We start from the raw sequence: 23385 nt of genomic DNA, 5'->3' as shown, positions 1-23385 counted from the left end.
CATATAATTAAAGATCATTAGCTCGACTTTTGACTTTAATCTCTAAAATTAAAGCAAGGATTGTTTGATATCAAAACAATCCTTGCTTTCTTTGTATATCGTTCTATTTCACTTTACTTAAATACATCAGATATGTCACATAATCATGCTCATGGTGGACATTCTCACTCACATAGTCACGCCACAAACAAAAGAGCTCTGACCTTTAGTTTTCTGCTGATTGCAGGATTTATGTTTGTCGAATTTATTGGAGGTATTCTAACGAACAGTTTAGCTCTGCTATCAGACGCAGGTCACATGCTAAGCGATTCTGTTGCTCTGGGGCTTAGCTTGGCAGCAATCATATTCGGACAAAAAAAAGCAACCATAGAGAAAACATATGGTTATAAACGGTTCGAAATATTAGCTGCATTACTTAATGGCATTGCTTTAGTAGCTCTTTCGGCGTATATATTATACGAGGCTATTGTGCGTTTATCCTCCCCACCCCATGTGATAGGAAAAGGTATGATGATAATTGCAGTTATCGGACTGTTTATCAATATTATTGTAGCATGGATATTATCCAGAGGCGGAACCAAAGAAAACCTGAATATCAGAAGTGCTTTCATGCACGTATTAGGTGATCTACTGGGGTCCGTAGGAGCTATTATTGCAGCATTGCTCATTCTTTTCTTCGGATGGAATATTGCTGATCCTATTGCTAGTATGATTGTATCGGTAATTGTACTTTATAGCGGATGGCATATTTTAAAAGATTCTGTTAATATCCTGATGGAAAGCAAGCCTTCACATATTCACACACACGAAGTTGTTGAAATTTTACAGGCTATACCCGATGTTGAAGAAGTACATGATCTGCATATATGGATGATTACTCAAGAATTTCCCTCATTAACTGTACATATCAGGGTGAAAACTGACTCGGATAGAGATCTTATATTGGAGCAGGCACTGGAAGCATTAGCCGATCACACGGGAATCAAACACATAACCATACAGATTGAAGGACGAAAACTAAAAGTAGAAGAGCCTTGCTGTACTTTATACTAAGTTATCAGACTTTTAATTATAATAACTACAGCCTCCAATAATCCGTAAGCATATCTTAAAAAACTAATAAATCAACCTGACTAATAATACTATGAGAAAAACTATTTTATTTCTACTTATCATTACAATATCTTGTATAAGTATGCAAAGTCAAACATCTAATCCCAATCACGCATGGTTTGAAGAAGCCCGATTTGGGCTTTTTGTACATTTCGGACCGTATAGTGTATTAGGCGACGGCGAATGGGTAATGCAAAATCGTCCCATCAAAGTACAGGAGTATAAAAAGCTTCAAAAGTTCTTCAATCCGCAAGATTTTGATGCAAAGACTTGGGTCAAAACAGCCAAGAATGCAGGTATGAAATATATTACCTTTACTTCTCGTCATCACGATGGGTTCAGTAATTGGGATACAAAGCAATCAGAGTGGAATATAATGAATACTCCACATTTTGGGAGAGATATAGTAAAAGAGCTTGCTGATGAATGTCACAAAGAAGGTATTAAATTAGTACTCTACTATTCTTTGATAGATTGGTCAAGAAACGATTACCAATACTGGACAGGTGGTACAGGTCAGGGCTGTGGTCGCACTGAAAAAGGTGACTGGAATTCGTACATCAATTTTATGAAAGCCCAACTAACCGAACTCTTAACTAACTATGGCGAAATTGCAGGTATATGGTTCGATGGAGATTGGGATCAACATCCCAAAGACAGCCATACTCATGCAACTTCTAATGTGAACTGGCATTATCAGGAGATATACGATCTCATCCATAGCATTCAACCCAATTGCATGGTATCCAATAATCACCATAAGGAACCGATACAAGGGGAGGATTATCAGGCTTTCGAAAGAGACCTTCCGGGAGAAAATAAAAATGGATTCAGCGACGGACAAACGATCTCGCAGCATCTGCCTATGGAAACTTGTGAAACCATGAATCAAACATGGGGATACAATATAACGGATACAAATTTTAAGTCAACAACCGAAATTATCCATTATTTAGTAAGAGCCGCAGGACATGGAGCAAATTTATTGCTAAATGTAGGTCCTATGCCAAACGGTGAGATTCAGCCCGAATCGATACAACGTTTACAAGAAGTAGGTAATTGGACTAATAAGTTTGGGCAGACTATCTACGGAACAAAAAGTGGACTGATAAAACCTCAATCGTGGGGTGCAGCTACTCAAAAGGGAAAGACGCATTATATTCACCTTTTTGAACAAGAAGGCAATCAACTTACGATAAACATACCTAATAAAATTAAATCTGCACGATGGCTTAATCTTAATTCTCCATTGAACTGGACAGTAGATAAAAAAACAGGAAATGTAACATTTGATTTACTGAATACTCAATTTGACGATATAGATTCAATCATCGAAATTATTGTACAATAAAATTCTATTGCTCTGTTATTTTATCTATTTACAGAAGACATATTACTGTTTTTTTAATATATAAGTAAGCAAGTTGGGTAAAAGAAAACATATAATAACAAGTATTTTCTGGACGATAATAAAAGAGACACTATTTCAAAATTGAAATAGTGTCTCTTTTATTATCGATAAAAATTGAAATTGCTCCTTAACGATTGTATAAGTAACTAGCAAACGGGTACATCTGCCAATTTTGATTCGTAGAACTGTTCGACATCATCCAGGCTTTAAATTGCGGATAGGCATATAGAATGTTTTTATATTCTACCGGATACTTGAATGGACCAGGAACACACATTCCAAATACAAGATTACCGATGGTGCTATAATTGCCATTCGATGAAATATCTTTGGTCTTGTCTGTAGGTTTATAATTTTTGATGTGTATTTCTTGTCTTGGACTAAATTTGTTCATTAAAAATGTATTCAGCCTATTTAAGACATTGGTATTTGTGATATCGATAGGGGTAGAGAATTTAATTGCCAAATTTACATTTATCGGATTAGTGTATGGGTCGCTCGGTCTGGTATTGATAAATGAATAAGGTGCTTTTTTACCAAATGCAGCATGCACATCATCCACAATAGGTACAACGGCATAGGTCTGATTGGCTTCGACTCCGTTGGACGACATTATGAAAACATTGTGATCAAGGGGCACTCCGGTGCGCGTTACGCTTGCCACATTGGAGGCACTAATGCCATCAAGCTGCACTGCGGCAGCAAGATGTTTGGTAGAACCGGCTGCTTTAAAGGTGAAGTTGATGTTCATCTGCGACATCTTATTTGATGCCGATAATACATACGATATATTTGCATCTATTACACAATCGTTCATATCATAATCGCCCACACTCGGATAAAGGTCTTCGAATAGATAAGTGTAGATTGTTCCTATATTCACGGTTTGTGGATAAGTGGGGTTTCCCGAATTACCACCACCGCTGGCTTTGTCGCCTCCATCGTTGCACGAACCGCCATCTATTGTAACAGTTGTAGAATTGTATGGAACCATCGTTGCCCCAGAATTGCTGTTCAATTTATAACTCGTTTTCGAGGATGTATTTTGAGAATGGCTAGAACAGGCTATTTGAACATATCCCGAATATTCGACAGCATTATCTACATCCGAACTCTCTTGTGCAAAACGTACCAAACTATAATTTTTAGACGAGCCTTTTCCCTGTATCTTAGTTGTTTGAGTTTTGAATCGAGAAGTACCTGTTACGTTGAGAATTGATCCACCATCCATGTTGACTGTTATCCCGCCACAATCCATATCCCTTGTTTTCAATAAAGTTCCTGCTTTTAGGTTTAGGTTTGTCGAGTTTTGACACGCTATTTTATTGTTCACCATTATCTGACAGTTGTTGTTTACCGTACCACCAGTAATATCGGCATCATCTATCGTTAATTTACTATTATTGACTAACGTGCCTTTGGGATGGTTACAACTGAGGGTACCAATTTTCATTGTTCCATTATTTTGCACAGTCATCAGCTGCGACACTTTTCTCACTTTGCATGAACCAAAATTGATTAGTTGCTCTGAATCATTTGTACCACTTATCTCCACAGTCTTACTGTCATCGTCGTTAAATGATGCACCCTTACTCACGTGAAAAAGGGCTGATTTACTCATATTTATTTTCAGATCGTTGCCGGTTGTGATTTTGGCTCCAGGCATGATGATCAGCTTATCATTGTCGCCCATAGAAATAGATCCCGATTTGTTATCCCATGTGCCTGCAATGTACAGTTCAACACCTTTTCCCCCTCCTTTAAATGTAATTGCCCCCGAATAATTACCATTGATAACGTACGATTTCTTTTTGCTGGGGTCCAATTCGAAAGAATTTACTCCTCCATCATTTTTAATCTCCATCGAACCTGATGGTATTTGGTGCGAATCGCTGGCTCCCTCGCCATCTTCACCATCTTCTGATGCGTTTTTCAATATTTTGGATAGAGATCGAAAGGTCATATTAAAATCAGCATCTACCGATTTATTTATTATTGCATATTCTCTCACTAGTTGCATACCCTTTATGTCCGTTTCTCTAATACTTATAAACTTGATGCTATCGGGAACGTTTATTTGTCCAATATGAGTCTGTCCTGAAACGACTAAATCTTTAGCTAATAATGAAGCTGAATTATTTATTATGGGATTGTGATCGAACACTTCTATTATATAATTTTCTCCGGGATAGTCATTGCTAGCTGTTACTTTTATATTGACATTCGATATAGCTAACCAATCGAATGCAAGCGGAATTTGTAACGAGTCCATATCTTCCGATATAGTTTCTGAATCATTATCATTATCGCTATCAATTGTAGGATTATCATTACACGAACAAATTAAAGCAGCGATAACTGCTACTTTCCAAATAATATTCTTCCCCATCGTTTTTTTCATAAACTTCAACGTTTTATTGGTATGCTATTAAATTGATTTAAAATCTGTTAAAGATATAACACGACTATCTCTAAAAAGTTCGGATAGAGGTAACAAACTTATAATATTGCTCTTATCAATTACAAGACATATAAAGGAGCTTGCTGTATTTTTTAGACCGATGCTATCTATATTAAGTAAAAGACAGGTATTCATTTCAATAAGTGCTTCGAGTAATAAAGTATTAAATTACCTAAGATCAATATTTCTCAAAAAATAAGAGGCTATAATTTGATTTATTCTTTGAAAAACAATACCTTTGCACCGTTTTTTAAACAACATAATGTCTAATTTATTAATTAAATGATCCTAGAGGATCGAAAAGTAACAAATGTCGGATAACTTAAAGAATGTAAGTCCAATTGAAGATTTTGATTGGAATGCTTATGAGATCGGTGAAACTTTCTCTGACAGAAGCAAAGAAGATTTAGAAAAAACTTATGACCAATCGTTGAGCAGAATCAATGATAAAGAAGTGGTTATGGGTAAAGTAAGCTCTATGAACAAACGCGAAGTGGTTGTTAATATAGGTTACAAATCGGATGGTGTTGTATCAATGAACGAATTCCGTTACAACCCTGATTTAAAAATTGGTGACGAAGTAGAGGTATACATCGAAAGCCAAGAAGACAAAAAAGGACAGCTTATCCTTTCTCACAAAAAAGCACGCGCTTCTCGCTCTTGGGAACGTGTTAACGAAGCTCTTGAAAAAGACGAAATTATCAAAGGTTATATCAAATGCCGTACTAAGGGCGGTATGATTGTAGACGTATTTGGTATCGAAGCGTTCCTTCCAGGATCTCAAATCGATGTTAAGCCAATTCGCGACTACGATGTATTCGTTGATAAAACTATGGAATTCAAAGTGGTTAAAATCAATCACGAATTCAAAAACGTTGTTGTATCTCACAAAGCTCTTATCGAAGCTGAACTTGAACAACAAAAGAAAGACATCATCTCGAAACTGGAAAAAGGACAAGTGCTAGAAGGTACTGTTAAAAACATCACTTCTTATGGTGTATTTATCGACCTTGGTGGCGTAGATGGTCTTATCCACATTACTGACCTTTCTTGGGGACGTGTACAACATCCTGAAGAAGTGGTTAAATTGGATGAAAAAATCAACGTGGTTATCCTTGACTTCGATGATGACAAAAAACGTATCGCTCTTGGTCTAAAACAACTTACTCCTCATCCATGGGATGCTCTTAGCGCTGATCTTAAAGTTGGAGACAAAGTGAAAGGTAGAGTTGTAGTAATGGCTGACTATGGTGCATTTATCGAAATCGCAACAGGAGTAGAAGGTCTTATCCACGTATCAGAAATGAGCTGGACTCAACACCTACGTAGCGCTCAAGACTTCATGAAAGTGGGCGACGAAGTAGAAGCAGTAGTTCTTACTCTTGATCGTGACGAACGCAAAATGTCTCTAGGTATCAAACAATTGAAACCAGATCCATGGGAAAATATCGAAGAAAAATATCCAGTTGGAAGCCAACATACTGCTAAAGTACGTAACTTCACTAACTTCGGTGTATTTGCTGAAATAGAAGAAGGCGTTGATGGTTTGATCCACATTTCAGATCTTTCTTGGACTAAGAAAATCAAACACCCAAGCGAAATAACTCAAATTGGTGCTGACATCCAAGTTCAAGTACTTGAAATAGACAAAGATAACCGTCGTTTGAGCCTAGGTCACAAACAATTGGAAGAAAATCCTTGGGATGTATTCGAAACTATCTTTACTGTAGGATCAGTACACGAAGGTACAGTTGTTGAATTAGTTGACAAAGGTGCTGTAATCTCTCTTCCTTATGGTGTTGAAGGTTTTGCAACTCCAAAACACTTAGTGAAAGAAGATGGTTCTCAAGCTCAAGTTGAAGAAAAACTAGAATTTAAAGTTATCGAATTCAACAAAGACTCTAAGAGAATTATCGTATCTCACAGCAAAGTTTACGAAGACGAAAAAGGTGGTGGTGAAGTTAGAGAAGCTTCTGAAAAAAGAGCTCCTAGAAAATCAGCTAAAAAAGACGATGCTCCTCAAATGACATCAACTTCTGCTGAAAAAACTACCTTAGGTGATATCGAAGGACTTGCTGCTTTGAGAGATAAACTTTCAGGCGAAGGAAAATAAGAATTAATACAATTCATTATAGAGAAAGGTGTAACGAAAGTTACACCTTTCTTGTTTTTATAAGTATTGATTGAATCAAAAACCTGCAACCATAAAACATATTTACATATCTTTGTAAAACAGTCACACTTAAATAACAGGATACAATATGATACGATCTTTTATATTTATAAGTCTGTCCTTCATTATTCTTCAGGCTACAGCACAAAATAACAACACTCTTAGACAAGAGATACAAGACATAATACAAAACAAAAAGGCAACGGTTGGAGTAGCCATCATTTTTGATGGAACAGATACACTCACGGTTAATAATCAGTATCGCTATCCAACAATGAGTGTCTATAAATTTCATCAGGCACTAGCCGTACTTGACTATTTAGATAAGCATAACCTTCCTTTGGAACAACAAGTGTATGTGAGCAAATCAGCTTTACACCCTGATACATACAGTCCTTTAAGAGATAAGAAACCGGAGGGCAATTTTTATATGCCTGTCAAAGAGTTAATGCAATACAGTGTTTCTCAAAGTGATAATAATACTTGTGATATACTATTTAACTTTCTAGGTGGTACCACCCCTGTTGAACAATATATAAAGGGTCTTGGTATTCAACAGATAGCCATTACTAAGACAGAGAAAGAGATGTCTGAAGATTTCGACAATCAATATGGCAACTGGACTACGCCTTATGCTGCAGTTCAACTATTAGAAATCTTTCTTCAACAAGAATTATTTGCTTCTCATTACAAGAATTTCTTGTTAGATGCTCTTATACAAACGTCTACAGGAAAGGACAAGATAAAAGGCTTACTTCCTGCGGGAACAGTAGTAGGACACAAAACAGGTATGTCATCTCGCAGCGGTAGTGGAGTAAAAGCTGGTGATAATGATCTTGGCTTTATTAAACTACCTAATGATAAAAATCTTTCTATAGCTGTGTTCATCGTTAACTCCATAGAGAACGATACAACTAATGCCGAAATAATAGCACAAATATCTAAAGTCACCTACGATTACTTTAAAGTAAAATAAGATACTTATAAAAATCATTTGATATCATAACGACTAAACACCTCGACATTTTTATTACATTTGTAATTCATTCATCTTGATATGCCTAAAATTTCGAAACGTGGAATAGAAATGCCTAGCTCTCCTATCAGAAAGCTGGCTCCTTTATCAGACTCGGCAAAAGCTCGAGGACTGAAAGTTTATCATCTCAATATCGGTCAGCCAGATCTGCCAACCCCTCAAGCGGGACTGGATGCATTAAAAAATATCGACAGAACCATTCTCGAGTACAGTCCGAGTGATGGTTATCGCTCTTATCGTGAGAAACTGGTCGGATATTATGCCAAATACAACATAAATGTATCGGCTGACGAAATCATCATAACTACGGGCGGATCAGAAGCTGTTCTTTTCGCATTTTTGGCCTGTTTAAATCCGGGTGACGAAATCATAGTACCCGAACCTGCCTATGCCAATTATATGGCTTTTGCAGTATCTGCCGGTGCTATCATAAGACCTGTATCTTCTACCATCGAAGAAGGATTCTCTTTACCCCCTATCGAAAAGTTTGAGGAGTTAATTAATGAGCGTACTAAAGGGATCATGATATGTAACCCCAATAACCCTACAGGCTACCTTTACTCTAGAGCAGAGATGAATCAGATAAAAAAACTTATCCAAAAATATGATTTATATCTGTTTTCTGATGAAGTTTATCGTGAATTCATTTATACAGGCTCTCCTTATGTTTCTGCATGCCACTTGGTAGGTATTGAAGAAAATGTAGTGCTTATCGATTCTGTTTCAAAACGATATAGTGAGTGCGGTATCCGAATAGGTGCTTTAATCACGAAGAATAAAGAATTGCGGAATGCTGTAATGAAATTCTGTCAGGCACGTCTAAGCCCTCCACTTATTGGACAAATAGTTGCAGAAGCCTCTATAGATGCCGATCCCGATTATCTACAAGATACTTACGAAGAGTATGTTGAACGCCGAAAATTCCTGATTGACAGACTAAACATGATACCTGGAGTTTATTCCCCAATACCTATGGGAGCATTCTATACAGTAGTAAAACTGCCTGTAGATGATGCTGATAAATTTTGTGAATGGTGCTTATCTGATTTCGAATATGAAGGTCAAACTATTTTCATGGCTCCGGCTTCAGGTTTTTACACAACACCCGGATTAGGTAAGAATGAAGTTAGGATGGCTTATGTTTTAAATAAAGAAGATTTAGGTAATGCTTTAACGGTTCTCGAAAAAGCTCTGGAAGCATATAATGCTTTAGATTAAAAATAAGAAAGAAGGAATTATTTAAACGTAATTCCTTCTTTCATTTTAAACTATGATATGTTTCGTTTTTAGCCTTATCTACTATCCCCTCCAATTATAACCCCTTTATTTATGAGCCCAAATAACTCAGGGCGTGTATAACCATCAATCATATCTGGAGATGATACCTCATTCGAAAAACTCTTCTTCAAGTCTTTCAAATACTTTTTCTTATCTGTTGCATTCTTGCTAAATTGCAAATATATAGAATCATTAGATATGGAAGTTACTTTACACAATGTGTATTGATTATTATTTATCTTCATTTCCAATACATCACCAACCTTTGGATTGGTAAGTATTGTTACTGCATCATTTTTTGAAGAGCTTTCGCTCGTAGTACTTGCATAAAAAACAAATGCAGCTAAAGCTAGAATTATAAAAAGACCAATAAAAGTAGTCAGCGGAGTTTTGGCCTGCTTTTTTATTTCAGGTGTTATTCCACCAATATAATGGTCAGGAACATCGTGACCACAGGCTTTACATACTACAAAGAGTTCTTTTCCTGTAGGAATGATAGGAATCCAATAAATATGAAAACTTTTTTGATAAGGCAATACAGCTAAAGAATTTTCTTGTCCACAAAATGGACATTGGCAATTAGCGTCTATCAATTTACCTTTTGTAGACTTAGTTCCGTAAATAATCATAATTAGTATAAAATGTTAGTTAGAAGTACAAAGATAAAAATAAAAATTAATCTTCGTATTATTATAATTCTTAGGACTATAAGTCTACAGACAGAACTACCCCAATCGTATATTTTTAAACCAAGTACATAGAGCCAGCAATAGTTACTGAGAAGAATACGTTACGATATCCACTCCTACACCATTTGGATCCTCTATTGCAAAATGTCTATCCCCCCAAGGTTCATCACGAATATCAATTTTTACTTCAATTCCTTTCCTTCTGATATCTTTATATACTTCATCAACATCCTCGACCTCAATAGTAAAATACAAACCTTGACCTTGGTATTCTTTTTGGAAAATAGGTTGCTGAGTAGGATGATTAGGGAGTAAAAAACTAATTTCAGATTTTTTATTAGGAGTGTGTAATAAGAGATAAAAATCATTTTCAAATGTAACTCCGAAGTTTAAGACTTTTGTATAAAATTCCTTACTTTCGACTAATCTTGTAGTAATAATACCTGCATTTAATTTCATATGATTTTAATTTAAAATGATTAAACATTCAATCAACAAAACTAAGACTAAGTAAAATTGAAACATAGTAAAAAACGGACACTCCTTATTTTCCAAATGCTTGTTTTGGACTTACACCATAAAACTGTTTAAATTCTTTTATAAAGTGGGTTTGATCGTAGTAGCCCATATCAAAGAAAGGCTTGTTCTTTCTAAAATATTGAACTGATGGGTTTAGTTTAAGAATATTCTGAAATCTGATAACCTGACTAAATCTTTTAGCTGTATCTCCGATATAAAATTCAAAAAGTCGGCGAAGCTGTCTTGCACTAATCTCCTTACTTAAATCTCTTTCAATACTCATCGTACTAAAATTAGTAATAATATAATTTATAGCATGATGAACTCTGATGTCATTATAAAATATATTCTTTGATAAAAAATTACAAAAATAATTATCTAAAATAGGCCCCATTTTATTTAATGTATTTTGGGAACTAAGGCTTGTTTTAAAGAAACCGGACAGAGCAGGAAGTACATGTTCTAATGATTCACAACGATTTGTTAATTCTGAAGCATCAATATTAAACATAGCAGGAAACATAGTTGGCAGAAATCGAATACCTACATAATGGAAAGTTTTTCCAAGAGAGAACTCCATATACTTCTGACAGAATCCCATAACAGAACTATCCTGAGTATCGTTCATATCAAGAAAGACATCAATACAACCATCGGCAACAACACTATATGTAAAGGGATCATGAAGCACTCCTATCGTTTTAAGTTCCCAATAACAATAAATAAAGTCTTGCAATCTAACATCCGGCAGAAACTCATTATACAAAACATTATTCACACATCCGTTCACGGTTGGCTGAATGGGATTATAAAGTTTTCTTATGTCAAATATCTGCCTCAAGATTAGTCTATTAATTTATAATAAAAACAAAGATAAAATACTTCTTCAATATTCTGTCATATTATTTCAAAGACAATAATTCAAATAAAAAACGATCTTATATAAATTATATAAGATCGTTCTAATATTAAAAAGGTATACACCCTTATTTTTCTCTGATAATAATATTGATTTGTGTACCCGACAAATTCCAATGCTCACGAATACGGTTTTCCAAGAAACGTTTATACGGGTCTTTAATCCACTGAGGCAGATTACAGAAAAACACAAATGTTGGAACTTGCGTATTGGGTAATTGGGTAATATATTTAATCTTAACGTACTTCCCTTTGTTCGAAGGCGGTGGTGTATGCTCTATAATCGGTAACATCACCTCATTCAGTTTATGAGTAGGTATTCTAACCTTCTTATGGGTATAGACTTCTTTTGCCACCTCTAGTACTTTGAGAATTCGCTGTTTAGTCAAAGCGGAAGCAAATACAATAGGAAAATCAGTAAACGGAGCTAAGCGTTCTCGAATTGTATTCTCGAAAGTTTTCACTACAATTTGTTCCTTGTTTTCTACCAAGTCCCACTTATTCACACATACAACCAATCCTTTTCTATTCTTTTGAATGATCGAGAATATATTCAAATCCTGACTTTCGATACCTTGCGTAGCATCGAGCATCAAGACACAAACATCCGAATTTTCAATCGCTTTAATAGATCGAATAACAGAGTAATATTCCAAATCTTCCGTTACTTTACCTTTTTTACGTATACCGGCAGTATCTACCAGATAAAAGTCCATATTGAACTTATCGAAACGGGTATATACCGAATCTCGTGTTGTACCTGCAATATCTGTTACGATATTACGCTCCTCATCAATCAGAGCATTTACAAATGACGATTTTCCTGCATTAGGACGACCTACAACAGCAATACGAGGCACAGTGTCTTCGTAAGTATCGAAAGGCTGATCATCTTTTTTGGTAAATTTGCTAATTACTAAATCAAGCAAATCACCTGTTCCAGCTCCGTTTATTGCCGAAATATTTATCGGATCCCCCAATCCTAAAGAGTAAAACTCCGCAGATAATGAGTGAACATTAAAGTTATCCGCTTTATTTGTTACTAAAATAACAGGTTTACCTTTTGCTCTGCGCAAGATATGAGCCACGCCCAAATCTAAATCGGTAACCCCATTCATTACATCTACAACAAACAGAATTACATCTGCTTCCTGTATCGCAATTTTCACTTGCTTATTTATCTCTTCCTCAAAAATATCATCCGAGTTTACAACCCATCCACCGGTATCCACCACAGAGAACTCTTGTCCTCCCCACTCTGATTTACCGTATTGTCTGTCGCGAGTTGTCCCCGAAGTCTCATCAACTATTGCCTGACGAGTTTGTATCAGACGATTGAAAAGTGTTGATTTCCCTACATTTGGACGTCCAACAATCGCTACTAAATTTCCCATAAATTATTAAGATCTATCTTATTTTGGTGCAAAGATACTTATTTTTTGTCGTTTTAAAGTCTCAGTTCAATTTTATGTTTCGGCAAGTACAACGATTATAGTCTGTTATGACTCCAAAATCTGTTACTAAACACAGTTCTCACCTATAACTTCCTATATTATAGATAGAAAAAATTTAATCTGATTTTTTAAGCACTACTAAATAAAAACAGAGAGCATAAGCCCCCTGTTTTGCGAAAAGGTGAAAAGATTTATTCTGATTTTCAATAAGCGGCATCAGGAGTTGTGACGCGAATCAATTTGGCATTTACAAATTCATAAATACCGGCAGGAGACTGTTCACGACCATAACCTGAATTTTTAGTTCCTCCGAATGGTAGTTCAGGAGCAATACCTGTCATGTGATTTATATAAACCATACCCGTATCTATGCGACGAGCAACTTTTACTGCACGTCCGGTATCTTTACCAAATACAGTGCCTCCCAATCCAAATTTAGTATCGTTAGCTAACTTAACAGCTTCGTCCTCATCCTTAACTGAATAAATACATAGTACCGGTCCAAAAATTTCGTCCGAATAGGCTACCATACCCGGCTTAATATCTGTAAGAATAGTAGGTTCCATAAATGCACCCGATCGATTGAGACGTTTTCCGCCATATACTAATTTAGCTCCGCCTTTAACAGTATCTTCAACTTGTTTAATCACATCCTCAACAGCCTTTTCGCTGCTTAATGGTGCTAATTGAGTTGCAGGATCAAGAGGATCACCTATTCTTATTTTTTCATATATGGCTTTCGCCTTACTGATAAATTCATCTGCAACAGATGCCATTACGATTATTCGTTTTGGTGATGTGCAGACCTGTCCGGCGTTCCAAAGGCGTCCCAGTGCAGCTGTATGTACAGCTTTATCAAGATCGGCATCTTCCAGAATTATGAAAGCATCACTACCTCCCAATTCCAGAGTCGATTTCTTTATATATTTTCCCGCCATAGCTGCAAAGCTCGATCCGGCAGGTTCACTGCCTGTAAGTGCACCGGCTTTAATACGAGGATCAGCAACTAAATTCGAAATCTTAGAACCCGGTACAAACAAATTCGTATATACTCCCTTGGGAGCACCTGCTTCTGTAAATATCTTTTCCATAACAGCCGCACATTGAGGTACATTTGAAGCATGCTTTAACAAGAAGGTATTACCCGCCATAATATTTGCTGCTGCCGAACGTGTAATTTGATAAAATGGGAAATTCCAAGGCTGTACACTCAATAATACCCCTATTGGTTCGTAGCTAAGAAAAGCTTTTCCATGAGGGGTTTCAAGGGGAGCGTCTGCCAGAAATTTAGCCCCATTGTTAGCATAATAGTCAAATATATCAGCACATAAATCCACCTCTCCTATTGCTTCTTTATGAAGTTTTCCCATTTCTATTGTACACAGTTTACCTAACTCTTCTTTACGCTCACGTAAAATAGATGCCACTTTGTGCAATAGCTTAGCTCTTTCTTCAAACGAAGTTTTTCTCCAGGAATGGAATGCTTTATCAGCAGCACTTACTATTTCTTCAATCTGATGTTCTGTCATTACATCAAATACTTTTTCAACCTCATTCGTAGTTGGATTTACCGTTTTAATAGACGAGGTTTTGTTTGCTTGATTATTCATATCTTTTACCTGATTTTAGATGAAGGTCTCAGACCCAATTAGAATACAGATTAATAACATAAAATAGAAATTCTCATGATAACCATGAAAATTCAATTTAAAGTATCTTCCTTATTATTCTGTAGTTATAGTAAAACAATACAAACTATCAAAAAGATTAGTTCTTCTTTCGTTTTTCTTTTTATTTAACAGAAAAGAGCAACCCCGACAAGGATTACTCTTTCAATAGTATATTTATCCGACTTTTTAAGCGGGTTTATTTATCTCTTCAACAATTTCCATTCCTTTCAAAATAGCTTGCTCATTCATTGGAAGCATACCATGATGTCTTTCCGGTAAAGATTTCTTTAAGCCCATCATTACATGTTCCAATGTAACTATAGGACATACTTTAAGTAATCCTCCTAATACAAACATATTAAAAGCTTTCTGATTTTTAAGCTCAGCAGCAGTAGCCATAGCCTCAATTTTATAGACCGCAATATCGGTTCTTTTAGGTGCACGTGGAATTCCTTCGGGATCGTAAAGTAAAATTCCTCCCGGTTTAACCTGAGATTCGAATTTATCCAATGATGGCTGATTCAATATAATTGCAATATCGTACTCACTGACAATAGGCGAACTTATTGTTCCATCACTCAATATAACGGTAACATTAGCTGTTCCTCCACGTTGTTCGGGACCATATGACGGAAACCACGAAACTTCTTTTCCTTCCATTAAACCAGAGTAAGCTAAAATCTTACCCATCGATAATACACCTTGTCCACCGAATCCGGCTATAATAATTTCGTTTACCATTATTTATATTGTTACTTTAAAGAAGATAACGAGTTCACAAGTATACGAGAAACTAGTTTGTTTACTTGTTTAACCTGTTCACTCATTTACTATTTAAATATTTTTTATATCCCCCATAGGATATACAGGAAACATATTCTCTACCATCCAATCGTTTGCCCCTGCAGGACTCATTTTCCAGCCGGCACTGCAAGTAGAAACTATTTCTACGATAGAAGTACCCTTTCCGTCTAATGAATTCTGAAAAGCTTTGGCAATCATTCTTTTTGCTTTTTTTACGGCAGCAGCAGTATGTACACTATGACGTGTAGCCAAACATACTCCCGGTAATTGAGCTAGAAGATCCGTAATTTTCAACGGATAACCGTTTTCATGAGTATCACGACCATTGGGTGTAGTCGAAGTTTTCATATTCATCAAAGTAGTCGGAGCCATCTGTCCACCCGTCATACCATATATACCATTGTTTATAAAAATAATAGCAATATTTTCACCTCGGTTGGCAGCATGGATGGTTTCGGCAGTACCTATGGCAGCCAAGTCACCGTCTCCTTGATATGTAAATACCATTTTATCAGGATTCAAGCGTTTTACAGCTGTCGCCAAAGCCGGAGCTCTACCATGGGCAGCCTCTTGCCAGTCGATATCCAGATAATCATATGCAAATACGGCACAGCCCACAGGAGCTATACCTATAGTTATTTCTTTCAAGCCCATTTCATCAATTACTTCCGCAACTAACTTATGAACAACACCATGCGAACAACCCGGGCAATAATGCATCTGGGTTTCGTTCATCAATACGGGTTTGGCATACACCAAATTCTTAGGATCTATTATACTGGTGCTCATTTTATCTTATCCTTAAATTTTTAAATTCATTAATGGATTGTTATAAATCAACAGCCCAATTTTTCTTTTAAAGCAACAACAACCTCATTGGGTGTAGGAATAATCCCTCCCAAACGTCCGAAATGTTCAACCGGAACTTGTCCGCTTACTGATAAGCGTACATCTTCAACCATCTGTCCGGCATTCATTTCAACGGTAAGTATACCTTTTACTTTCGAAGCATATTCTTTGATAATCTTCGTAGGGAAAGGCCATAATGTTATTGGTCTTAAAACTCCGACTTTTATTCCTTCCGCTCTTGCCAATTCCATTGCCTTTTGACTGATACGTGCAGCCGAACCAAAGGCCACAATCAGATAATCGATGTCTTCACAATCAATTTCCTGATACATTACCTCATTGGCTTCAATCTCTTTATATTTAGCCTGTAGATGAAGATTATTTCTCTCCATTGCATGAGAATCCAACTCAAGAGTTGTAATTATATTAGGTTTACGATCTGCAGGTTTACCCAAGGTTGCCCAAGGACATTGCTCACGTATTTCTTTCTCGGTACGTCTTCTTCTAAATTCAGGAAGTTTTACCTTTTCCATCATCTGTCCGATAACACCGTCTGCTAATATGGTTGCGGGAGTCGAATATTTGAATGCCAATTTAAACCCTAGATCTACAAAATCGGCCATTTCCTGTACCGAAGCAGGAGCAAGAGTTATCATTTTATAATCACCATGTCCCCCACCCTTTACAGTTTGAAAATAATCAGACTGAGAAGGTTGAATTGTACCTAAACCAGGACCTCCACGCATGACATTAATCAAGAGACAAGGCAAATTACCTCCTGCCAGAAAAGATACACCTTCCTGCATAAGACTCATACCTGTACTTGACGAAGATGTCATCACCATTTTACCACAGCCGGCACCGCCATACACCATATTGATAGATGCAGTTTCGCTTTCAGCCTGCATTACAACCATACCGGTTGTTGCCCAGGGAGCTTCGCTCATTAATGTTTCTATAATTTCCGATTGGGGGGTAATAGGATAGCCAAAATAGCCATCTACCCCTATGCGGATCGCAGCATGAGCAATTGCCTCATTGCCTTTCATCAAATATATTTCTTCTGACATAAATTTTAATTCGAGTAAGTTAATATACTACAAAAGACTAAATTCCTAAGAAATTAGCCTTTTTGTCTATATACAGTTAAACACCCATCAGGACAAACATAACCACAATTGGCACACCCGATGCATGCATCCTCATTTTTCATAAACACATAATGATATCCTTTTTGATTTACCTCACGAGCCTGTAGTTCAAGCACATCACAAGGACAGGACACAACACACAGATCGCAGCCTTTACATCGTTCGACGTCGACTACTACTGTTCCTTTTACTTTTGCCATATCTTATTATAGATAGTTGTCAATTACTTTATGATAATTCTACGTTTCGTTTTCCGGTCAGTTGAATAGGCACAAAGTTATAGCTTATTATTACATTCCGGTCTTTTTTATCTATAAAATTGTCAACAGAATGTTAAGATATTACCTCCTTATTATAGTTAAAAACAAGATACACAATAATATTGCCAATAGATAAATTCGATAAAGAATAATGAACAAAACCAACTTTTCTAACTAAAAACAGAGAAACTGGCAGGTTCCTTATGTTTAAATTCTAAAATATCAATTAACTTTGGGAACTATTGAACTTCTGTAATACAGAGTTTACTAAAATTCATTCTGACAAAGAATATGATTAAACAACACATATACATCACTTTAATATTTTTATTATTTGGAACTGGTCTGGCAGCACAACAAGCAAAAATAAGCGGAACTGTAACTAATTTTGATAACAGCCCCGTAGATTTTGTAAGTGTATCTGTGCAAGGCTCAGCACTAGGTGTTTTCACTAATAATCAGGGGAAATACCAAATAGCGGTTCCTGTGGGAGATTCTATTACTATCGTATTTTCACGAATAGGTTATCAAAAAACCGAACGAAAGATTGCAAAAGTTATAGGCAATATGACCATCAATACAATGATGCGTGAAACCGTTCTGGAAGAAGTTACCGTTTTGGGAGAAAAAGCGCAAACCTCCACCATGAACAAAATAGAAATTGGTAAAACTAATCTATTATCCGATCCTACCGGAGGAAGTATCGAATCTATTCTCGCCTTAGGGGCAGGTGTAAGCTCCACGAATGAAATGAGTTCTCAGTATTCGGTTCGAGGGGGTAATTATGATGAAAATATTGTTTACGTAAACGGAATAGAAATATACAGGCCTCTACTTATTCGATCAGGGCAACAAGAAGGGTTAAGCTTTATAAACCCCGAGATGACAAAAGAGGTAAAATTCTCCACCGGAGGTTTTGAATCATCTTATGGCGACAGAATGTCTTCGGCTCTCGATATTACTTACAAGAAACCACAATCTTTTGAGGCTTCGGCAGCAGCTAGTTTACTTGGGGCAAATGCTTATATCGGAAGCTCAAGCGGACGTTTTACTCAAATAACAGGATTTAGATACAAAACCACAAGGACACTGCTAGGAACACTTGATACAAATGCAGAGTACGATCCTACATTTGTAGATGCACAAACCTATATGACTTTGGGACTATCGTCAAAGTGGGAAGTTGGCTTCATGGGAAATATATCTAGTAATGTTTACAAATTCACGCCAAAAAGCCGTCAAACGCAATTCGGATCGGCTGACAATGCAAAAGATTTCACAGTGTATTTTGATGGATGGGAAAATGATAAATTCCTCACTTATTTTGGTGCATTAAGCATGAAAGGAAAACTATCCGACAATCTCGAAATTGAATTTATTGGTTCGGCTTTTTCGTCAAGAGAATACGAACGCTATGATATTAGTGGCGAATACAAATTGACAGACTTAAATCTATCGAGTAATGGTGCTGATGGTGAAAATGGAGGATTGCTGGCAGTTGGTTCGTATCTGGAACATGCACGAAACAGCTTAAACCTGGATGTTACTAATATTCGTCATCTCGGTTCATTTAAAGTTGGTAAACATGCCCTTAAATGGGGTCTGACGCTACAACAGGAAAAAATTAATGACAAAATAAAAGAATGGAGTGTTCGCGATTCGGCAGGTTATTCATTACCCAATCTTGGGGATATCGTTAGCGTATACAGTAACCTCCGTTCTGATAATGAAATTACAAGTACCCGATATGCAGCATTTCTGCAAGACACTTATCAATTTATGTCGGGAGATAATATTATATACATCAATGCAGGTATCAGAGCAAGTCATTGGACTTTTAATGACGAAACCATTATCAGCCCAAGAGGATCAATAGCACTCATACCCGACACAAAAAGAGACATTACTTTACGTTTTGCGACAGGTATCTATTACCAAGCCCCTTTTTATAGAGAATATCAAAAAATAGTTACCAAGGGTCAAAACTCGGTTATAGAACTAAATGAAGATATTAAATCACAAAAATCAATACACTTTGTTTTGGGTGGTGATTACAAATTCAGATCGATGGATCGTCCCTTTAAATTTACAAGTGAGGTTTACTATAAAAAGTTATCCGATCTGGTACCATACACTGTTGATAATGTAAAAATCAGATATTCGGGCGAAAACTCAGGAACTGGATATAGCATGGGATGGGACATGAAATTATTTGGTGAATTTGTAAAAGGATCTGATAGCTGGATCAGCTTTTCTTTGATGAAGACTCAACAAACGGTAGATGGAGTCCAAGCTCCCTTACCAACCGATCAACGATATAATATTTCTCTATTTTTTCAAGACTATTTCCCGGGGATAGAACGTTTGACAATGAATCTTCGAGGTCATCTGTCACAGGGATTACCCCAAGCCGCTCCAAATTCAGGATTTTTCGAGAAGGGTTACTTCCGTACACCGGCCTATCGTCGTTTAGATATTGGCTTTGCATGGCAGGCTCTAGGTGAAGATTTCAGTATCAGACGAACAAATTCTTTTTTAGGGTCATTCAAGAACATTTGGCTCGGAGTCGACATATTTAATTTATTTGACATCAATAATACCAATTCATATTATTGGATAACCAATGTCTTTAATCAACAATTTGCAGTACCTAATTATTTAACCGGACGCCAATTGAACTTTAAAATAGTAGCTGATTTTTAATCAGTTCAGATAACATTAAAGACTTAGCTCCATTTTTCAATCATAACAACCTCCGACTATTATAGCGACTAAAACAACAATAAGGTTCACAACTTTATAAAGAATTATTAATCAATAAATATTGGATTTCTCATTTTTTTTTCAACAATAAAAACACATAATCATTATTCAGTGTTATATATATATAGTATCTTTACGAGATATAGCTCAATGTGTCAACTCTAAGGTTTAGAGAATAAGTATTGATACAAAGAGATTTAGAAGCCTTGTAAGGCTTCTGCCCTGAAAAGAGAAAAGAAAAACAATATATAATGATTTACAAATGGAATTACAAACCACTTACACCAAAAGAGACAGAGACCAGAGATGAACTAGCAGTTAAGCTGGGAATGCACCCTGCTCTATGTCAACTGCTTATTCAACGAGGAATAGACACTGTTGATAAAGCACATAAGTTCTTTCACCCAAGTTTAAAAGATCTTCATGATCCTTTTCTCTTGCCTGACATGGATAAAGCAATCAATAGAATTGAGAAAGCTTTAGGACAAAAAGAACGTATTTTGGTATATGGTGATTACGATGTGGACGGAACTACAGCTGTAGCTCTCGTGTTTAAGTTCTTAAGAAAGTTTACAACCAATCTCGATTATTACATTCCCGACAGATATGATGAGGGTTATGGAATATCCGAACAGGGAATAGACTATGCTGCTGAAACTGATGTTAAGTTGATTATAGCTCTCGATTGTGGTATAAAAGCCATTGAGAAAGTCAAATATGCTAAAGATAAAGGGATTGACTTTATCATCTGCGATCATCACATGCCGGATGATACATTACCCGATGCTGTTGCTGTTGTAGACGCAAAACGAGTCGATTCGATTTATCCTTACGAACACTTGTCGGGCTGTGGAGTTGGTTTTAAACTGGCACAGGCTTTAGCTCAAAATAACAAGATCGATTTTTCGGAACTGCTTGATCTGCTTGATCTGGTGGCTGTAAGCATTGCATCCGATATTGTACCATTAACGGGCGAAAATCGTATCCTTACTCATTATGGACTCAAGCAATTGAATTCAAGTCCAAGTATGGGATTACAAGGTATTATTGATATTTGCGGTCTTAATGATAAATCAATTACAGTAAGTGATATTGTATTCAAAATAGGCCCCCGCATCAATGCTTCGGGACGTATGATGAATGGAAAAGAGGCTGTGGATCTACTTTTATCAAACACAGCTCTTGATGCAAAACTCAAAAGTGAAAACATAGACCATTATAATGCAAATCGCCGCGAGCTTGATAAACGTATCACAGACGAGGCGACTAATTTTATAGAGTCGGAACTTGACATAACTAAAATAAACAGTATTGTCATTTTCAATAAAGATTGGCACAAAGGAGTGATCGGAATTGTTGCATCCAGACTGACTGAGAAATACTATCGCCCTGCTGTTGTTCTTACCAAATCGAACAATCTCGTTACAGGATCGGCACGTTCGGTTATGGGTTTTGATGTATACAAAGCAATTGAAGCGTGTAAAGATATACTCGAAAATTTTGGAGGTCATACTTATGCAGCAGGTCTTTCGTTGAAAGAGGAAAATCTGCAAGAATTCAGACGTCGTTTCGAAGCCATGTCTGTAGAGCTAATTGCACCCGAAATGATGCGTCCTCAAATCGACATTAATGCTGAGTTAGATTTCATCGACATCAACAATAAATTTGTATCCGATTTAGAGCAATTTGCCCCTTTCGGTCCCGAAAATCTAAATCCAATCTTCGTATCTAAAGATGTTGAAGATTATGGAAACAGTAAGTTAGTAGGAAAAGATTCTTTACATATCAAACTAGATATGGTCGATTCATCACTCAATACCCCTATACATGGTATTGCTTTCAGACAGAGCGGAAGTTTTACTATGATTAAAAATGATCTTTTTGATATTTGTTATACATTAGAAGAAAACGTTCATAATGGAAAAACAAATACGCAACTTTATATAAAAGATATAGATAAAGGACAATTTTCTTAATACAATAATAAAATAACAGCATATGAGAGATTTGATCATGCTTCTCGGTGCAGTAGCAATATTTTCTTGCGGAACTGCATGCAATAGCGGAAAAAAAGTAGAAGATACAAGTAATGTTTCTGAAAATAATACAAATATGGAAGAAACTCAGTCTCAATCTCAACCCCAATCACTACCATCGGACAGCTATCTCACCAAAATGGGAGAGCTTAACGTTACCGTATTAGGACACGCATCTCTGATCTTTACTATTAATGGAAAAGTCATACATGTAGACCCCTACTCGAAGGTTGCCGATTATTCGAAACTACCTAAGGCTGATTTAATATTACTTACCCATGAGCATTCTGATCACTTCGATATAAATGCTATTGAGCAAATAAAAAAAGCGAATACTCGTTTTATCGTTTCTAAGGTATGTGCCGATTCTCTAACTTACGGAGAAGTTCTAAACAATGGAGATAAAACGGTTTTTGAAGGAATCGATATTCAGGCTGTTCCAGCATACAATATTGTCAGCAAAAACTCCGATGGTGAATTTTATCATCCTAAAGGCAGAGGTAATGGTTATGTACTTACTTTTGGCAGCGAAAAAGTGTATGTAGCAGGTGATACCGAAAATATTCCCGAAATGAAACAATTAAAGGATATTTATATAGCTTTCTTACCTAAGAACACGCCTTATACTATGACAGATGAAATGTTTGTAGATGCTGTACAAAAAGTATCTCCAATCTATCTTTATCCTTACCACTTTTCGGATTTTAACGATAAAAAAATCTTAAAAGCCTTAGAAAAAGAAAATAATAAAGCCAAAGTATTAGTGCGTTCAATGTCGAACCTCTAAAAATATTCTGAAT

18 protein-coding genes are annotated in these 23385 nt (G+C 36.3%); 8 read left to right on the top strand and 10 right to left on the bottom strand.

Annotated features, from left to right (window positions below; genetic code table 11):
• Window positions 1–132 precede the first annotated feature (132 nt).
• Complete coding sequence (locus G7051_RS15075) at window positions 133–1053, top strand: cation diffusion facilitator family transporter (protein WP_166116749.1); 921 nt, start codon at window positions 133–135, stop codon at window positions 1051–1053.
• 91 nt (window positions 1054–1144) lie between these two features.
• Entirely contained in the window at window positions 1145–2464 is a 1320-nt protein-coding gene (locus G7051_RS15070; RefSeq protein ID WP_166201529.1) for an alpha-L-fucosidase, read from the top strand.
• 187 nt (window positions 2465–2651) lie between these two features.
• Here G7051_RS15070 and G7051_RS15065 read toward each other — a convergent pair whose 3' ends face one another.
• On the bottom strand, window positions 2652–4925 hold the full coding sequence (locus G7051_RS15065; protein ID WP_166201527.1) for an LruC domain-containing protein: 2274 nt from the start codon (window positions 4923–4925) through the stop codon (window positions 2652–2654).
• A 370-nt stretch (window positions 4926–5295) separates the two neighbouring features.
• Between G7051_RS15065 and rpsA the strand changes: the two genes are divergently transcribed.
• From rpsA to G7051_RS15050, 3 genes are all read left to right on the top strand, one after another.
• Complete coding sequence (gene rpsA, locus G7051_RS15060; RefSeq protein ID WP_166116745.1) at window positions 5296–7098, top strand: 30S ribosomal protein S1; 1803 nt, start codon at window positions 5296–5298, stop codon at window positions 7096–7098.
• A gap of 148 nt (window positions 7099–7246) precedes the next feature.
• Window positions 7247–8134 carry a class A beta-lactamase, subclass A2 gene (gene bla / locus G7051_RS15055; protein WP_166201525.1) on the top strand — a complete coding sequence of 296 codons (888 nt, stop codon included), beginning with the start codon at window positions 7247–7249 and terminating at the stop codon, window positions 8132–8134.
• An 81-nt stretch (window positions 8135–8215) separates the two neighbouring features.
• On the top strand, window positions 8216–9412 hold the full coding sequence (locus tag G7051_RS15050) for a pyridoxal phosphate-dependent aminotransferase (protein WP_166116739.1): 1197 nt from the start codon (window positions 8216–8218) through the stop codon (window positions 9410–9412).
• A 74-nt stretch (window positions 9413–9486) separates the two neighbouring features.
• Here G7051_RS15050 and G7051_RS15045 read toward each other — a convergent pair whose 3' ends face one another.
• The 9 genes from G7051_RS15045 to G7051_RS15005 all read right to left on the bottom strand — a co-directional run bounded on the left by G7051_RS15045 (window position 9487) and on the right by G7051_RS15005 (window position 17726).
• The gene (locus tag G7051_RS15045; RefSeq protein WP_166201523.1) at window positions 9487–10101 is read right to left on the bottom strand and encodes a zinc-ribbon domain-containing protein; all 615 of its coding nucleotides are present in this window, start codon (window positions 10099–10101) and stop codon (window positions 9487–9489) included.
• Window positions 10102–10245: 144 nt separating this feature from the next.
• Window positions 10246–10620, bottom strand: a complete 375-nt coding sequence (locus tag G7051_RS15040) for a VOC family protein (RefSeq protein ID WP_166201521.1) — start codon at window positions 10618–10620, stop codon at window positions 10246–10248.
• Between the two features lie 85 nt (window positions 10621–10705).
• The gene (locus G7051_RS15035) at window positions 10706–11521 is read right to left on the bottom strand and encodes a helix-turn-helix domain-containing protein (RefSeq protein ID WP_166201519.1); all 816 of its coding nucleotides are present in this window, start codon (window positions 11519–11521) and stop codon (window positions 10706–10708) included.
• A gap of 145 nt (window positions 11522–11666) precedes the next feature.
• Window positions 11667–12992: a ribosome biogenesis GTPase Der gene (der, locus tag G7051_RS15030; RefSeq protein WP_166116730.1), complete on the bottom strand. Its 1326-nt coding sequence runs from the start codon at window positions 12990–12992 to the stop codon at window positions 11667–11669.
• A 263-nt stretch (window positions 12993–13255) separates the two neighbouring features.
• A complete protein-coding gene (locus tag G7051_RS15025) occupies window positions 13256–14662 on the bottom strand; it encodes an NAD-dependent succinate-semialdehyde dehydrogenase (RefSeq protein WP_166201517.1) in 1407 nt (468 codons plus the stop codon).
• 246 nt (window positions 14663–14908) lie between these two features.
• Window positions 14909–15463 carry a 2-oxoacid:acceptor oxidoreductase family protein gene (locus tag G7051_RS15020; RefSeq protein ID WP_166116726.1) on the bottom strand — a complete coding sequence of 185 codons (555 nt, stop codon included), beginning with the start codon at window positions 15461–15463 and terminating at the stop codon, window positions 14909–14911.
• Window positions 15464–15556: 93 nt separating this feature from the next.
• Entirely contained in the window at window positions 15557–16315 is a 759-nt protein-coding gene (locus tag G7051_RS15015) for a thiamine pyrophosphate-dependent enzyme (protein WP_166116724.1), read from the bottom strand.
• A 47-nt stretch (window positions 16316–16362) separates the two neighbouring features.
• Complete coding sequence (gene vorB, locus G7051_RS15010) at window positions 16363–17445, bottom strand: 3-methyl-2-oxobutanoate dehydrogenase subunit VorB (protein ID WP_166201515.1); 1083 nt, start codon at window positions 17443–17445, stop codon at window positions 16363–16365.
• 53 nt (window positions 17446–17498) lie between these two features.
• Window positions 17499–17726: a ferredoxin family protein gene (locus G7051_RS15005; protein WP_166116720.1), complete on the bottom strand. Its 228-nt coding sequence runs from the start codon at window positions 17724–17726 to the stop codon at window positions 17499–17501.
• Window positions 17727–18080: 354 nt separating this feature from the next.
• Here G7051_RS15005 and G7051_RS15000 point away from each other — a divergent pair, with 354 nt between their 5' ends.
• The 3 genes from G7051_RS15000 to G7051_RS14990 all read left to right on the top strand — a co-directional run bounded on the left by G7051_RS15000 (window position 18081) and on the right by G7051_RS14990 (window position 23372).
• Entirely contained in the window at window positions 18081–20489 is a 2409-nt protein-coding gene (locus G7051_RS15000; protein ID WP_370523002.1) for a carboxypeptidase-like regulatory domain-containing protein, read from the top strand.
• A 311-nt stretch (window positions 20490–20800) separates the two neighbouring features.
• Window positions 20801–22525: a single-stranded-DNA-specific exonuclease RecJ gene (gene recJ / locus G7051_RS14995; protein WP_166201511.1), complete on the top strand. Its 1725-nt coding sequence runs from the start codon at window positions 20801–20803 to the stop codon at window positions 22523–22525.
• A gap of 22 nt (window positions 22526–22547) precedes the next feature.
• Complete coding sequence (locus G7051_RS14990) at window positions 22548–23372, top strand: MBL fold metallo-hydrolase (RefSeq protein WP_166201509.1); 825 nt, start codon at window positions 22548–22550, stop codon at window positions 23370–23372.
• The last annotated feature ends 13 nt before the right edge of the window (window positions 23373–23385 follow it).

This window comes from Dysgonomonas sp. HDW5B (assembly GCF_011299335.1).
Classification (GTDB): Bacteria; Bacteroidota; Bacteroidia; order Bacteroidales; family Dysgonomonadaceae; genus Dysgonomonas_A.
This window is presented reverse-complemented; position numbering and strand designations above follow the sequence as displayed.

Excerpts from the sequence above, each read along its gene's own strand:
- G7051_RS15065 (WP_166201527.1), bottom strand. The coding sequence starts at position 4,925 with ATGAAAAAAACGATGGGGAAGAATATTATTTGGAAAGTAGCAGTTATC.
- G7051_RS15015 (WP_166116724.1), bottom strand. The coding sequence starts at position 16,315 with ATGAGCACCAGTATAATAGATCCTAAGAATTTGGTGTATGCCAAACCC.
- bla (WP_166201525.1), top strand. The coding sequence starts at position 7,247 with ATGATACGATCTTTTATATTTATAAGTCTGTCCTTCATTATTCTTCAG.
- G7051_RS15025 (WP_166201517.1), bottom strand. The coding sequence starts at position 14,662 with ATGAATAATCAAGCAAACAAAACCTCGTCTATTAAAACGGTAAATCCA.
- G7051_RS15045 (WP_166201523.1), bottom strand. The coding sequence starts at position 10,101 with ATGATTATTTACGGAACTAAGTCTACAAAAGGTAAATTGATAGACGCT.
- G7051_RS15020 (WP_166116726.1), bottom strand. The coding sequence starts at position 15,463 with ATGGTAAACGAAATTATTATAGCCGGATTCGGTGGACAAGGTGTATTA.
- G7051_RS15005 (WP_166116720.1), bottom strand. The coding sequence starts at position 17,726 with ATGGCAAAAGTAAAAGGAACAGTAGTAGTCGACGTCGAACGATGTAAA.
- der (WP_166116730.1), bottom strand. The coding sequence starts at position 12,992 with ATGGGAAATTTAGTAGCGATTGTTGGACGTCCAAATGTAGGGAAATCA.
- vorB (WP_166201515.1), bottom strand. The coding sequence starts at position 17,445 with ATGTCAGAAGAAATATATTTGATGAAAGGCAATGAGGCAATTGCTCAT.
- G7051_RS15040 (WP_166201521.1), bottom strand. The coding sequence starts at position 10,620 with ATGAAATTAAATGCAGGTATTATTACTACAAGATTAGTCGAAAGTAAG.
- G7051_RS15075 (WP_166116749.1), top strand. The coding sequence starts at position 133 with ATGTCACATAATCATGCTCATGGTGGACATTCTCACTCACATAGTCAC.
- G7051_RS15050 (WP_166116739.1), top strand. The coding sequence starts at position 8,216 with ATGCCTAAAATTTCGAAACGTGGAATAGAAATGCCTAGCTCTCCTATC.
- G7051_RS15070 (WP_166201529.1), top strand. The coding sequence starts at position 1,145 with ATGAGAAAAACTATTTTATTTCTACTTATCATTACAATATCTTGTATA.
- recJ (WP_166201511.1), top strand. The coding sequence starts at position 20,801 with ATGATTTACAAATGGAATTACAAACCACTTACACCAAAAGAGACAGAG.
- rpsA (WP_166116745.1), top strand. The coding sequence starts at position 5,296 with ATGTCGGATAACTTAAAGAATGTAAGTCCAATTGAAGATTTTGATTGG.
- G7051_RS14990 (WP_166201509.1), top strand. The coding sequence starts at position 22,548 with ATGAGAGATTTGATCATGCTTCTCGGTGCAGTAGCAATATTTTCTTGC.